The sequence below is a fragment of the Nonomuraea insulae genome (assembly GCF_042656245.1).
The window spans coordinates 1-13,262 of record NZ_JBHSPA010000026.1 but is presented as its reverse complement, the minus strand read 5'-3'; the positions used below and the strand labels follow the sequence as shown (position 1 = coordinate 13,262).

Sequence of the window (13,262 nt, the reverse complement as noted above, 5' to 3'; positions counted from 1 at the left end):
CCGCTCGCCGTCCCCTGGGGCGGCGAGCCTCCCCAGGGGACCTCAACGCGAATGACCTAGCAGTTGCCGAACGCGGGCAGCCCCAGGATCCGCAGGGCGAGCCATTCGATGGCCAGCGGCCCGCCCTCGATGGCGCCCGTGACGTGGTCGGGCGCGGGCAACGCGGTCCACCGCACGTTCACGCCGGCCCGGCAGTACTCCGAACGCAGCGTGGACCCCACCGAGAGCGGAATGATCTGATCCCCCCGCGCGTGGTAGAGGAACATCGGCACTCGCGGCGCCGTGGCCCCCAGCCGGTTCTCGGTCATCCTGGTCACCCACTTGGGCTGGTTGAGCAGGTCGATCGGGCTCAGGTCGGCGAAGCGGAGCCCTGCGAGCTTGCTGAGGTCGCCCACGCAGTCGTCGGCGGCGTCGGCGAGCAGGACGCGGCCCCGGTCGTTGAGGTCGGCTTCGAGGTCCAGCTCGGGGTAGGCGGCGTCGAGCCCCACCCCGGCCGCGGCGGCGAGCCCGAAGTCGGGCCCGCCGTCCAGGTGCCGCGCGACGGCCCGCAGGTCGGCGGGCACCCCGCCGGCGGCCACGCCGCGCAGCCGCAGCTCTGGCGCGTACGTGGGCTGGAGCTGCCCGGCCCACGCGGCCGACGCCCCGCCCTGCGAGTACCCCATGACGCCCACGGACGCCCGGTTCGACAGCCCGGCTCCGGAGACGCGGGTGGCGGCCCTGATCGAGTCGAGCACGGCGTGCCCCTGCGACACCCCGGCCATGTACGTGTGCCCGCCGGGCGTGCCGAGCCCTTCGTAGTCGGTCATCGCGACCGCGTACCCCTTGAGCAGGAACAGGCTCACCAGCGCGAGCTCGGCCTCCCGCCCCTGGCTCATGCTGACCGAGGGGGCGCACTGGTCGCCGAGGCCGTGGGTGCCGACGGCGTACCCGATGATGGGCCGCGTGCCGAGCGGGTAGCCGGACTTGGGCACGAGCAGGGTGCCGGAGACCGTGTTGAGGGCGCCGGTGGAGGAGGTGGAGTTGTACAGGAGGTGCCAGGCGTTGACCGGCACTTCGAGAAGTTTGCCCGGGAGCAGGTAGACGGTGGTGGGCTGGGCGGAGACCACGTCTCCTGGGGTCGCGGCCCGTGCGGGGGCCGCGGTGAACGACATGATCGATAACAGGATCATGGACATGCTGACGCGCACACGTAAGGTCATGTGCCGCCCCTCTCCGTGAGGACCACTCTTGGGACGGCGGCGCCGCGAGCCCGATCGTTACCCGAGGGTAACTCGATGTCAAGGCCCGAAATGACCGGGAAACACACCCTGTGTCAACACATCACTCCCGAATCAGCCACCCCGTCGATTCCCGTCAGGCACCATGGAGACATGGACTCAGGATCGGTGGCCCTCCTGCGCGAACTCCTGGCCGAGACCGGCTGGCTCGAACGCGCCCGCGAACTGGGCCTGGCCCTGCGCGCCACCCGCTCGCCCGGCGGCCTGCTGCTGGTGGGGCCGCCCGACGACGAGCCCTGGCACGTGACCGCGCACCTCGCCGACGAGGCCGAGTTCTCCGGCCTGCCCCAGCTCGCCCCCACCCTGATCCGCTGGACGCCGCCCCCTGACGCGCCCGCCCACCTCCGCGTCGGCCTCGACCGCCTGGAGCAGGCGGCGCGCGGGGAGACGCTGTTCGTGCTGTCCGAACAGCAGGCGCCGGTCCCGCTGCTCGAACGAGTGGACGACGCCCGGCGTACGGGGGCGACCATCCTGGCGATCGAGGGCGCCGACCGCGAGCTCACCGCTCTGGCCCACGACGCGATCGCGGTGCCCAGGGAGGGCCTGGTGACGTTCGACGGGGCCCAGCACCTGGTGAGCGCGGCGGCCGGCGAGGCCGAGCAGCGGCCCGGCCTGCGCGAACGCCTGGCCCGCCTGCTGGAGAAGGTCAGCGGCCCCCAGGTGACGGACTAGGCGACCGGCTCGCCGAGGCGGCCGCGCAACCTGGCCTCCAGGCTCGCCGTGGTCTCCTCGATCACGCCGATCACCACGGCCTGCACCGGGTCGGGCTCCCCGGAGCGGGTGCGGCTGACCCGGGTGACGATGTCGACCCTGCGCGCCCCCACATCGCGGATCTCGCTCACCCGCACCTCGCCCTCCGGCACGTCCAGCAGCGCCAGCGCGGGCACGATCGCCACCCCGTGCCCCGCCGCCACCAGCGCCAGCGTCGGCCCGAACTCGGTGATGACGTGCACCTTGCGCGGCTCGTAGCCGTGCAGCCCCGCCAGCCGCTCCAGCGCCTGCCCGCACGCCTGATTCGGCTCACCCGCCACCCAGGGCCGCCGCAGCAGGTCGGGGACCGTGGACGGCGGGTCGGGCCAGTCAGGCGGCAGCACGACGCGGTATTCGTCCACGTACAGCAGCCGCGTGCCCAGTGACGGCTGCGACAGGGCGGGCAGGCCCATGTCCAGCTCGGTGATGAGCACGTCCACCGAGCCCAGCCGTAGCTCCTGCAGCGCCGGCTGCCCGTAGATCTCGTGGATGGTCGGCGTGATCTTGGGATGGCGTACGGCCAGCTCCCGCATGGCGGGCACCAGCACGTGCTTGATCACGGTGGGGAAGGCGGCGATGCGCACGGGCCCGGCCAGCCGCTCGGTGAACCGGGTGAGCTCCCGCTTGGCCTCGATCAGCTCCTCCTCCACCCGCTCGGCATATCCGGCCAGCACCCGGCCCGCCGGCGTGAGCGAGACGCTGCGCTGGGAGCGGTCGATGAGAGGGAGCCCGACCTCGCGTTCGAGCTGGGCGAGCTGCTGGGAGACGGCGGAGGGCGTCAGGTAGAGTGCCTCGGCGGCCCGCATCACGCCACCACGCCGGGCGACCTCGTGCAGGACGCGCAGTCGCCTAGGATCGATGTCCATACAGCTCAGCTTACGCCAGACCTTTAAGTTTCTTTATTTGTGCTTTACCTCCGAGGGTCTCGACAATGTCGTCCATGGATCTCCTGCTCGCCGCGGTCGGCTGGATCGGCGCCGCCCTGCTGCTGATCGGCTACGCCCTCGTCTCCTCGGCCCGGCTGTCGGGCGACGGGACGGCGTACCAGCTGCTCAATCTCGCCGGATCGGCCGGGCTGATGGTCAACAGCGCCTACAGCGCCGCCTGGCCGTCGGCCGGGCTCAACCTGGTCTGGGCCGCCATCGGCACCGTGGCCCTGGTCAAGCTGGCGCGGGTGGGGGTGGCGGCCAAATGATCGTCGAGCTCAGCCACCGCATCCACGACGGCATGATCACCTACCCCGGCGTCCCCGCGCCCCGGCTGGGGGTGCACCTGAGCCGGGAGGACTCGCGGGAGGTGTACGCGCCGGGCACGGAGTTCCACATCGGCACGATCACGCTGGCCGCCAACACCGGCACCTACCTGGACACCCCGCACCACCGCTACGCCGACGGCCCCGACCTGTCGCAGGTCCCGCTCGCCAAGCTCGCCGACCTCCCCGGCCTGGTCGCACGGGCCACAGCGGGTGAGCGCGCGGTGCACGTGGACCGGACGCTGGACGTACGGGGCCGCGCCGTGCTGATCCACACGGGCTGGGACCGCCACTTCGGCACGGAGGCGTACTTCCACGACCACCCCTACCTCTCGCCGGAGTCGGCCGCCTGGCTGGCCGGGCAGGGCGCGACGCTGGTCGGGATCGACTCCCTGAACATCGACGACACCCCGCCGCATGGTGAACGCCCCGCTCACTCGATCTTGCTGGCGGCGGGGATCCCCCTGGTGGAGCACCTGACGGGCCTGGAGGCGCTACCCCCCGACGGTTTCCGCTTCCACGCCGCGCCACCGATGGTGGCCGGCATGGGCACGTTCCCCGTCAGGGCGTACGCCGTCGTGCCCTGATGTCAGTCTTCGTCCTGGTCGGCCTCGTCCCATGCCTTGTTGCGGTCGGCGGCACGCTGCAACGCCCCTGCCGCCTCCTGCTCGGAGGCGTAGGGACCCATCCGGTCCTTGTTGGGGCAGCCCTTGTCGGGCTCGACCCGCATGTGCTTGAGACAGAACCACCATTGGCCTTCGCTCACGAGGTCAATTCTGCCCCGTAGACTCATGTTTCATGACGACACTGCTCCAGCCAGGGCGAGTTTCGCCCGTGCGAAAGGTCCCCGCCCACATCGAGCGGCCGGAGTACGTCGGCAAGAAGCGCCCCAAGACCGGTGAGTCCGATGTGAAGAGCCCCGAGATGATCGAGCGCATGCGGGTGGCGGGCAAGATCGCCGCCCAGGCTCTCGCGGAGGTCGGCAAGCACATCCAGCCGGGCGTCACGACCGACGAGCTCGACCGGATCGGCCACGAGTTCCTGCTCGACCACAACGCCTACCCGAGCACCCTTGGCTACAAGGGCTATCCGAAGTCGTTGTGCACCTCGATCAACGAGGTCATCTGCCACGGCATCCCCGACGACACGGTGCTGCGCGACGGCGACATCGTCAACATCGACATCACGGCCTACATCGGCGGCGTCCACGGCGACACCGACGCCACCTACCTGGCGGGCGAGGTCGATGAGGAGTCGCGGCTGCTGGTGGAGCGCACGCACGAGGCGACGATGCGGGCCATCAGGGCGGTCGCGCCCGGCCGTCAGCTCAACGTGGTGGGCCGCGTCATCGAGGCCTACGCCAAGCGCTTCGGCTACGGCGTCGTACGCGACTTCACCGGCCACGGCATCGGCACCAGCTTCCATTCCGGTCTCATGGTCCCCCACTACGACGATCCGTCGCTGCGGGTGGAGCTGGTGCCCGGGATGACGTTCACCATCGAGCCGATGCTGACACTCGGCACGATCGACTACGAGATCTGGCCGGACAAGTGGACCGCGGTGACCAAGGACCGCAAGCGCACGGCCCAGTTCGAGCACACGATCGTCGTCACCGACACGGGCAGCGAGATCCTCACCCTCCCCTGACCGCCCAGGACCGTGACCCGGGGGCCCGGCTCAGGAAACGAGCCGGGCCCAAGCCTCAGGACCGGTTCACCGGGCTCGGGGCACCACCCCGGTCACCGTCGTGCCCTCACCGCTCACGCTGTTCACCGACAGGCTCCCGCCGAGCTCCGCGAAGGCCGCCCGCATCCTGGGGATCCCCCGTCCCGCACCCGCCCCATGAAAGCCCTGGCCGTTGTCGCTGACGGTCATGCGCAGGCCGCTCCTGCCGACCGTCACAGCGATGGACACGGTCCGGGCCCTGCTGTGCAACTCGACGTTGGACAGAGCTTCACGCATCGTGGCCATGACGCCGCTCGAGACGCGCGACGGCACATCGGTCGAGGGCAGCGCCCAGGTCTCGACCGCGATGCCAGTCCGCTCCGACCATTGGGCCAGATAGGTCTCGAGCGCCTCGGCCAGGCTCTGCCCCCCGCGCATCCGTGTCTCTTCCGACAATTGGTTCTCGCCTTCCTCGGCACCCGGGCGCGGCGCCGGTCCCCACTCCGGCGCTCCCAACCGCGTGGTGCGCACATCCCCCCTCAAGGCTTGCGCACGCTAGCTGATGGGGTTATGCCCGTCTCCCCTGATAGAAAGGCTACCTGGCGGTCCAGAGACTTGTAGACGGAAGGTAGAAGGCCATGACCGAACGGCTACTCGCCCTTGTCAGCACGGTTGAGACGGGCGAGATAGGCGTTGTAGGAGTCAAGTTCTGGATCTCCAGCGCCGACCCGATCCGCCCTTCGGTCGGCGCGCCGCGCCTGCCTGTCATCGTCCTTGTACCACTGGACGGCGATGGCCAGCAGCACGATGAGCGTCGGGATCTCGCCGAACCCCCACGCGATGGCCCCGCCGTCGCGCTGGGTCTGCAGCAGGGTGTCTCCCCAGGTGCGCCCGAGTTGCTCGTACCAGCCTGAGGCGACGACCGCGCCCATCATCATCAGCGCGATGCCGAAGAAGGCGTGGAACGGCATGGTGACGAAGAGCATCAGCAGCCGCCCGACGTACGGGAGCCGGTTGGGCCCTGGATCGACCCCGATGATCACCCAGAAGAACAGGCACCCGCTGAGCAGGAAGTGCAGGGTCATCCAGATGTGCCCGAGGTGCTCGTTCATGGCCGACTCGAACAGCGGGGTGAAGTAGAGGGCGTACGTCGAGGCGACGAAGATGGCCGTCGCCACCACGGGATGCGTGACGACCTTGGTGAACCGGCTGTGCAGGATCGTGGTGATCCATTCCCGCGGCCCTCTGTCGCCCCGCTTGGCGGCCGGCTTGAGCGCGCGCAGGGCCAGCGTGACGGGCCCGCCGAGGACCAGGAAGATCGGCACCACCATGGACAGCGTCATGTGCTCGATCATGTGGACGTCGAACATGACCTTGGCGTATCGGGCCAGCCCGCTCTGCGTGCAGAACACCAGCAGCGCCACGCCCGCGTACCAGGAGGCGGTGCGCCCCCACGACCAGCGGTCGCCGCGCCGCCACAGCCGCACCAGGCCGACCCCGTAGAGCCCGCCGAGCGCGGCGGCCACCACGGCGAAGAACAGGTCGAACCACCACATGGAGAAGATGTTGCCCAGGGTGAGCGCGGGCGGCAGGGGGAAGCCGAGCAGTTCGAAGGCCCGGTCGGCGGGGAGGCTGAACTCGGGCGGCGGCGTGCGCGACAGCGCCACGGCCACGCCGACGGTGGCGAACATGAGCACCATCTCGCCGCCGGCCAGCCGGGTGAACGCCCGCGGCTTGCCCGCCCCCAGGTCGGCGAGCGTGCGCTGCCGGTGCCAGTAGCCCACGTAGCCGAGCAGCACGAATGCCACGATCTTGACCAGGGCCAGCAGGCCGTATTCGGAGGTCCACAGGTCGGAGACCGCGCCCAGCCGCGCGACCAGCGCGAACAACCCGGACAGCCCGACCCCGGCGTAGCACCACAACGCCATCCGGGAGAACCGCGCCGCCGCCGCCTCGAGTTGCGGCTGCCGGCGCAGCGCGTGCAGGGCCAGCACGCCGAGCCCGCCCACCCACAGAGCGAGCGAGAGCAGGTGCAGCGAGACCGACGAGGTGGCCAGGTCGTGGTTGGGCGAGGAGGAGGTGTGCCCGGTGAGCGGCGCTGGCAGCAGGGTGACCAGGGCGAACGCCAGCAGTCCCGCCGCGGCCCCGGCGGTGATGGCGCCGCGCGAGAACAGCGCGATCGCCACCCCGAACAGCACGACGAGCGTCAGCGCGACGCCCTGCGTGGTCTGGGTGGCGTAGCTGGTCAGGATGGTGCGTTCGAGGATCTGGGGCACGGTCCTGCCGATGGACTCGGCCGCGCCGAACACGATGGACAGGAACGCCGCCGCGGCCCACACCAGAGCCGCCCACGAGGCCGCCTTGACGTAGGAGACCGCGCTCTTGCCGAGCACGCCCTTGTCGTTGGGCAGCAGGGCGGCGGCCATCAGCAGCAGGCCGACCGTGATCACACCGGAGGCGTCCATGAGGAGCTTGGCCACCGGCAGCCCCCACCTGACGACCGCGCCGGAGTCAGGCAGTCCTGGGATGATCCGGGGGAAGGCCCTGCCTCCGGCGATCATGCCGATGACCAGGGCGACGATCGCGGCGGCCACGGCCGCGAGCGTGAGGCGCGCCGCCCGGCTCATGGCTTCTTTCTCCGCGCGCTGAGCAGGAAGCCGATGCCGACGCCGACGAGCGCGCCGATGACGATGATCAGCCAGACGGGGAACGTCGCGCCGCCCTCCTCGGCCGGCGTCTCGGCGGCCTGCCCAGTGGTGGCGTCGGCGGACGGCGGCGCGGCGCTGGAGGCCGGCGGCGACGCGGGAGGACTGCTGGAGGTCTCACCGGGGCTGGGGGACGGTGTCTCCGCCCCCTCCACCCGGAACGGGATCTCTCCCTCGATGGGGTGCCCGTCGGAGGAGACGACCCGGTAGGCGATCGTGTATTTCCCGTCGGGCAGCGGCCCGTCGACGGCCTGCGTGACCACCGCGCCGTCCACCTCCGGCTTGCCACTCTGGTGCTGGGCGTCTCCGCCGCCCCGCACGAGGACGAACGGCATGCGCACCTTGGCGCTGAACTCGAGCCTGACCTCGTCGAGGGACTCGATCTTGGCGCCCTTGGCCGGAGAACTGCTCTTCAGCGCGTCGTGCGCCAGCGCGGGGGCCGCGGTCCCCAGCACGAGCCCGGAAACGAGCCCAGGAACGAGCAGGGCGGCGGCGAGCATCGCGGTGAGGGCCGCGAACGGGGATCTCTTCATGGCACCCCCAAGGCTACCGACGCCACCGCCCGGTCCGGACGTCGCTCTACAAACCGGCGCAGGCCAGTGCGCGCTGGTACGCCTCCACCGCCCCGTCGGAGTTGTCGAGGTGATCCATGGCCTCGGCCATGGCGTACCACGTGGAGGCCGCGCGGCGGGAGTTGGGCAGCGGCGTCAGCCAGTCACGCACGGAGTCCACGTGCCTGGCGGCCTCCGTGGAGCGGCCGACAGCGCCGTAGACCTTGCCGAGCAGGAGATTGGCCTCGGCGCCCAGCACGTGGCCGAACTCGGGAACCAAATCCTTGCCGATCGTGGCGTGTTCGACGGCCTTGTCGAAGTCACCGGTGGTGTATTCGGCGTAGGCCAGCTCCACGTGCACACGGGCCCTGTCGGTCCGGCTGGTCGAGCTCTGCTCGTGCTCGATGACCGAAGCACGCAGTGCCTCGCGGACGGCCTCCACCTCGGCCGGCCTGGCCCTGAGGCGGCGCTGCAGGAGCGTGAGGCGCATCCTGGCGACGCTGCGCGGCTGGCCCGTCTCCACCTGCACGGCCATGGCCCGCTCGGCGAAGGACAGCGCCTCCTCGTTGTGGCCGGTGGCGTAGGCGACACTGGAGGCGTTCCAGTTGGCGGCCACGATCGAGCGCGGCGTGCCGAGCGCGTCGGCGGCGTTGAGCACCTCGGCCGCGAACTGACGGGCCCGCAGCAGGTCGCCGCGGCGCATGTAGGCCCCGAGCAGCGTGGCGGCCAGTTCGACGAGCTGGTCGGTCCAGGGCAGGCGGCCGTTGCCCGCCAGCATCTGCTCGCCCACCTCGACGGCCTCGGTCAGCCGCTCGCACTCCTTGTAGGCGCGGCAGAGCACCATGGCGATCTCGATGCGGCGCTCGGTGGGCTGCTCTTCCTCGCGCAGCCTGAGCAGAATGGAGATCGCCTCGTCGAGCTCTCCGCAGGCCTCGGTGGCCAGGGCGAGACCGAATTCGGTGTCTTGACGAAGCGCGGTGAGTCCTGTCAGGTTATTGTTCGCCAGCAGCTCGGCGAAGCGCGTGCGGGCCTCTAGGACCTCGCCGTTCTCGAGCGCCAGCCGCGCGTATCCGAGGGCCAGCTCGATGTCCTCCATCTGTTCGGCAGTGACGCCGTTGATCAGGTAGGAGAGCGAGCAGTCCAGCTTCTGGGCCAGCAGTTCCAGAACCGAAGGGGTCGGGGTACGCTTGCCACTCTCGATCAACGAGACGTAACTGTCCGACAACTCGGGATGCGCCAGCTGCGCCTGCGACAGGCCGCGTTGTCGCCGAACCGTCTTAATACGGAGTCCGACCAAGTCAGATGTGGTCACAGTCGTCGCTCCCTGGGAAAATAGTCCGAGCAACCCCACATAGGCGAGGGAGAGCCCCCATGCGTATGCGTTTTGCCCTGTCCGCACTGATCACCGCGATTGCGCTCGTGGTGACCATTGGAGGTAATGCTACGGCCGCGAGTGCCGATTCGTCTTCCCTCTCCTTCAGCATGGACGACAACGAGTGCTGCTGAAGCAGGAATCGGAGGGGGGCGGGCACGCGCACGCCTGACATCGGCCCGACACCGCACCGGGTCCAGGCACGACGGGACACCGCACTGACCCGCGAAGCGCTCGCCCTCTCCCTCGGGCAGGCACACGCCCCGCGCCAGACGTCAGTCTAGCGCGGGGCTTCTATATTTGATCTACATCGCGTTGTCCTCCCGCCCAGGGCGGCCAAGCGGTTACGCTGCCGGTTGACACCGGGTTGGGGCGGCAGCGGAGGCCAGCGTGAGCGAGGCAATCTTCATCCGCATCTTGGGCGCGGTATGCGCGGACCGCAGCGGCCTGCCCATCGATGTCGGCCCGGCCCGTCAGCAGACCGTCCTGGCCATCCTCGCCTCCTCCGCCACCCGTCCCGTGCCGATGGACCACCTGGTCGCCGGAATCTGGGGCGAGAGCGCCGCCCCGCGCAACGCCGAGCAGAGCGTCTACACCTACATCGCCGGCCTGCGCCGCGCCTTCGAGCCCGATCGCCGCAATCGCGAGCCGTCGCGGCTGCTGGCGGGCACCTCGGCCGGCTATGTCCTGCGCGTGGAGCCCCCGCAGGTGGACGCGCTGCTGTTCGCCGACCTGATCAGCCGCTCCCACCTGTCGCAGCGCGACGGAGATGACCGCGAGGCACTCCAGCGGCTCGACCAGGCCCTGAGCATGTGGCGCGGCACCGCCCTGAGCGGCCTGTCCGGGCCCTTCTCCGAGTCGGAGCGCGCCCGCCTGGAGGATCTGCGGCTGGCCGGGTTCGAGCGCCGCGCGGACAGCCTGCTGCGCCTCGGGCGCCACCAGGAGATCACCGACGACCTGCGGGACCTGACCCGGCGTCACCCCCTGCGCGAGCGGGTGCGCGAGCTGCTCATGACGGCTCTGTTCCAGTCGGGCCTGCGGGCGGAGGCCCTGGAGGTCTACGAGCAGGGCAGGGTCGTGCTCGCCGAGGAGCTGGGCCTGTCGCCGGGCGAGGGGTTACGGCGCTGCCACGAGGTGGTGCTGCGCGCCGACGCCGTCACGGCCACGAAGCCACAGGAGCCCATGGCCCCGCCGCACCAGTTACCCCGCCCCCTCGCGGGGTTCGTGGGCAGGGCACGGGAGATCATCCGGCTCAAGGAGCGGCTGGCGCCCTGGGACGACGCCCCGCCACATCCCCTGGTGATCCTCTCCGGACCGGCGGGCGGCGGCAAGTCGGCGCTGGCCACGCATGTCGCCCACCTCGTACGCGACCGCTTCCCCGACGGCCAGCTCTTCGTCAACTGCCGGGGCGCCACCCCTGAGCTTCCCGCTCTGACACCCCTCGACGTGCTCGGGCGCTTCCTGCGCGGGCTCGGCGTGCCGCCCGAGTCGGTGCCCACCGACCTGGACGAGGCGGCCGCCATGTGGCGCAGCTGCCTGTACGACCGGCGGGTGCTGGCGGTTCTCGACGACGCCGCCGACCTGGCGCAGATCCGGCCGCTGCTGTCGGTGCCCTTCGGCAGCGCCCTGCTGGCGACCAGCCGCGAGAGCATGATCTGGGGCGAGGACGCCTTCGAGGTGGAGCTGAACAGGATGTCCCACGTCGAGGCGGCGACGATGCTGGCCAAGCTCGTCGGCGCGGGCCGGGTGGCGGCCGACTCGGGAGAGACGGCCAGGCTCGTACGCCTGTGTGACGGCCTCCCCTTGGCCCTGCGCATCGCCGGGGCACGCCTGGCCGGCCGCCCGGACTGGAGCGTGTCGGCGCTGGCTGAGCGGCTGAGCGACGAGCGGCGCCGCCTGCACGAGTTGTCGGCCGGCGACCTGGCCGTCCGCTCCAGCCTGGCCGGAAGCCACACCGCGCTCGAACGCGGCTCGCGCCCCGTGGACCGGCTGGCCGCGCGCACCCTGGCGCTGCTCGGCCGGCTGCACGTACCGGAGGTGACCGCGGAGGCGGCGAGCGCGCTGCTCGGGATTGCGGCCGAGGAGGCGGAGGCGGCCCTGGAGCGGCTGACGGACGCCCACCTGCTCGACCGCGCCGCCCCCGGCCGCTACCAGCTGCACGACCTGGTCCGCCTCTTCGCCGGCGAGCTGCGGCCGGACGGAGCCCGCGAGGCGTTGATCCGCGCGCTGTCCTACTACGCCGCCTCGACGCGCCTGGCCAGCTCAGTGAGCGAGCCGCACCGCACGCAGGACGCGCCCCTGCTCGACGCCGTGCCGCATGCGGTCAGCGGCTCCGAGGAGGCGACGGCGTGGCTGTTCCAGGAGGAGGTCGTCCTGATGGCGGCGACCGTCCAAGCTCTGAACTCCCCCGACGACGAGGTCGCCCGGCTCGGCGTCAACATCCTCTTCGGTCTCCGCTGGCACCAGGAGCGGAACTATCGGATGGTGGAGAAACTGAACCTGAACGTCCTCGCGCTGCGGGTCAGCGAGAGGCTCGGCGACGACGCGAGCGCGCTGGTGGCGCACGACAACATCGCCAACGGCCTGCGCCTGACGAGGCGCACGGATGAGGCTCTCGAGCATCTCCAGGCGGAGCTGGAGCTGTCCAGGCGGCTCGGCGACGCCTTCTGCGAGATGCGCGCGCTCGGCAACCTGGCCACCGCCTACAACTCGGGCGAGCGCTTCCAGGAGGCGCTGCCCTGGTCGGAGCGCCAGCTCGTGCTGGCCAGGCGCATCGGCGCGCACGTGGGCATCCGGTACGCGCTGATGGCCATGGGCAACGCCCTTATGGGCGTGGGCCGCGCGGAGCAGGCACTCGAGGTGCTGTACGAGGGGCTGGCCGAGGCCGACAAGGCCGGTGACGCCGGCCACAAGGGGCAGATCCAACTCACGATCGGCGAGTGCCACCTGGCCCTCAACGATCCCAAGCACGCCCTCGATCATCTGCTGGACGCCCACGACCTGCTCACGACATCGGGTTACCGCATCCCGCTCGTACGCTGCCTGATCAACCTGTCGCAGGCGTGCCGAGAGCTGGACGATCCCGGCCGCGCCCTGGCCTGGGTCACCGAGGCGGCCTCCCGTGGCGGCGGGCACGGCAACGGCCGCTGGGAGCAGCGCCTCGCGGCGGAGCGGGAGGCCGTGCGCGCCGCCCGCGAGGCGACCTCCGGGATGTCTCGGTAGCCGCGAGGCGGCTAGCGAGAGGTCCCGGTGTCCCTGAGCGCCAGGAAGAAGTCGACCCGGTCGGCCATGGTGGACAGGTCCCTGCCGGTCAGCTCCTCGACCCTGCGGATGCGGTAGCGCACGGTGTTGACGTGCACGTGGAGCTGCTCGGCGCAGGAGTTCCACGACCCGGCGCAGTCGAGGTAGATCCCGAGCGTGCGCACCAGGTCGGACTGGTGCCTGCGGTCGTAGTCGAGCAGCGGCGACAGCAGCCGGGCGGCGAACGAGCGGCGAACGTCTCCCGGCACCGTGGCCAGCAGCAGCGCGTGGGTGTAGATCTCGTCGCTGGTCACCACCCCGCCGGCCCGGGCCTCGGCCAGCCGCCGGGCGTGCCCGGCCTCCTCCACGCCGCCCTTGACGGCGGCGGCGCCGGTCAGCGCGCCGCTGAGGCCGGCGCAGAGGCAGTTGCCCGGCACCGCGGCCAGCACG

13 protein-coding genes are annotated in these 13,262 nt (G+C 71.1%); 5 read left to right on the top strand and 8 right to left on the bottom strand.

The genetic code is table 11. The features are described 5' to 3' along the window. Positions 1-56 precede the first annotated feature (56 nt). The gene (locus ACFPZ3_RS22035; RefSeq protein ID WP_379516073.1) at positions 57-1,199 is read right to left on the bottom strand and encodes a lipase family protein; all 1,143 of its coding nucleotides are present in this window, start codon (positions 1,197-1,199) and stop codon (positions 57-59) included. A gap of 171 nt (positions 1,200-1,370) precedes the next feature. Between ACFPZ3_RS22035 and ACFPZ3_RS22030 the strand changes: the two genes are divergently transcribed. After that, positions 1,371-1,949 (top strand): NUDIX hydrolase, encoded by a 579-nt coding sequence (locus tag ACFPZ3_RS22030; protein ID WP_379516072.1) that lies wholly within the window; start codon positions 1,371-1,373, stop codon positions 1,947-1,949. Here the strand turns inward: ACFPZ3_RS22030 and ACFPZ3_RS22025 are convergent. After that, positions 1,946-2,893 (bottom strand): LysR family transcriptional regulator, encoded by a 948-nt coding sequence (locus tag ACFPZ3_RS22025; protein WP_379516071.1) that lies wholly within the window; start codon positions 2,891-2,893, stop codon positions 1,946-1,948. The two genes, ACFPZ3_RS22030 and ACFPZ3_RS22025, sit on opposite strands and share 4 nt — an antisense overlap. Positions 2,894-2,967: 74 nt before the next feature. Here ACFPZ3_RS22025 and ACFPZ3_RS22020 point away from each other — a divergent pair, with 74 nt between their 5' ends. Beyond that, the gene (locus ACFPZ3_RS22020) at positions 2,968-3,222 is read left to right on the top strand and encodes a CBU_0592 family membrane protein (protein ID WP_379516070.1); all 255 of its coding nucleotides are present in this window, start codon (positions 2,968-2,970) and stop codon (positions 3,220-3,222) included. Then, positions 3,219-3,866, top strand: coding sequence for a cyclase family protein (locus ACFPZ3_RS22015; protein WP_379516069.1), 648 nt, complete (start codon positions 3,219-3,221; stop codon positions 3,864-3,866). The genes ACFPZ3_RS22020 and ACFPZ3_RS22015 overlap by 4 nt, the downstream gene beginning before the upstream one ends. Before the next feature lie 2 nt (positions 3,867-3,868). On the opposite strand, the gene ACFPZ3_RS22010 is transcribed toward ACFPZ3_RS22015, so the two are convergent. Continuing rightward, on the bottom strand, positions 3,869-4,072 hold the full coding sequence (locus ACFPZ3_RS22010; protein ID WP_379516068.1) for a hypothetical protein: 204 nt from the start codon (positions 4,070-4,072) through the stop codon (positions 3,869-3,871). Positions 4,073-4,077: 5 nt separating this feature from the next. Here ACFPZ3_RS22010 and map point away from each other — a divergent pair, with 5 nt between their 5' ends. Next, positions 4,078-4,926 carry a type I methionyl aminopeptidase gene (gene map / locus ACFPZ3_RS22005; protein ID WP_379516067.1) on the top strand — a complete coding sequence of 283 codons (849 nt, stop codon included), beginning with the start codon at positions 4,078-4,080 and terminating at the stop codon, positions 4,924-4,926. A gap of 66 nt (positions 4,927-4,992) precedes the next feature. Here the strand turns inward: map and ACFPZ3_RS22000 are convergent, their stop codons facing one another. From ACFPZ3_RS22000 to ACFPZ3_RS21985, 4 genes are all read right to left on the bottom strand, one after another. Continuing rightward, on the bottom strand, positions 4,993-5,382 hold the full coding sequence (locus ACFPZ3_RS22000; protein ID WP_379516066.1) for a sensor histidine kinase: 390 nt from the start codon (positions 5,380-5,382) through the stop codon (positions 4,993-4,995). 212 nt (positions 5,383-5,594) lie between these two features. Further along, on the bottom strand, positions 5,595-7,571 hold the full coding sequence (locus tag ACFPZ3_RS21995; RefSeq protein ID WP_379516065.1) for a bifunctional copper resistance protein CopD/cytochrome c oxidase assembly protein: 1,977 nt from the start codon (positions 7,569-7,571) through the stop codon (positions 5,595-5,597). Continuing rightward, complete coding sequence (locus ACFPZ3_RS21990; RefSeq protein ID WP_379516064.1) at positions 7,568-8,182, bottom strand: copper resistance CopC family protein; 615 nt, start codon at positions 8,180-8,182, stop codon at positions 7,568-7,570. Before ACFPZ3_RS21990 ends, ACFPZ3_RS21995 begins: the two co-directional genes overlap by 4 nt. A gap of 46 nt (positions 8,183-8,228) precedes the next feature. Then, a complete protein-coding gene (locus ACFPZ3_RS21985) occupies positions 8,229-9,512 on the bottom strand; it encodes a helix-turn-helix domain-containing protein (RefSeq protein ID WP_379516063.1) in 1,284 nt (427 codons plus the stop codon). Between the two features lie 450 nt (positions 9,513-9,962). Between ACFPZ3_RS21985 and ACFPZ3_RS21980 the strand changes: the two genes are divergently transcribed. Next, positions 9,963-12,794, top strand: coding sequence for an AfsR/SARP family transcriptional regulator (locus ACFPZ3_RS21980; protein ID WP_379516062.1), 2,832 nt, complete (start codon positions 9,963-9,965; stop codon positions 12,792-12,794). 11 nt (positions 12,795-12,805) lie between these two features. Here ACFPZ3_RS21980 and ACFPZ3_RS21975 read toward each other — a convergent pair. Next, positions 12,806-13,262 (bottom strand): PucR family transcriptional regulator (locus ACFPZ3_RS21975; RefSeq protein ID WP_379516061.1); only part of this gene is annotated, 457 nt, incomplete at its 5' end.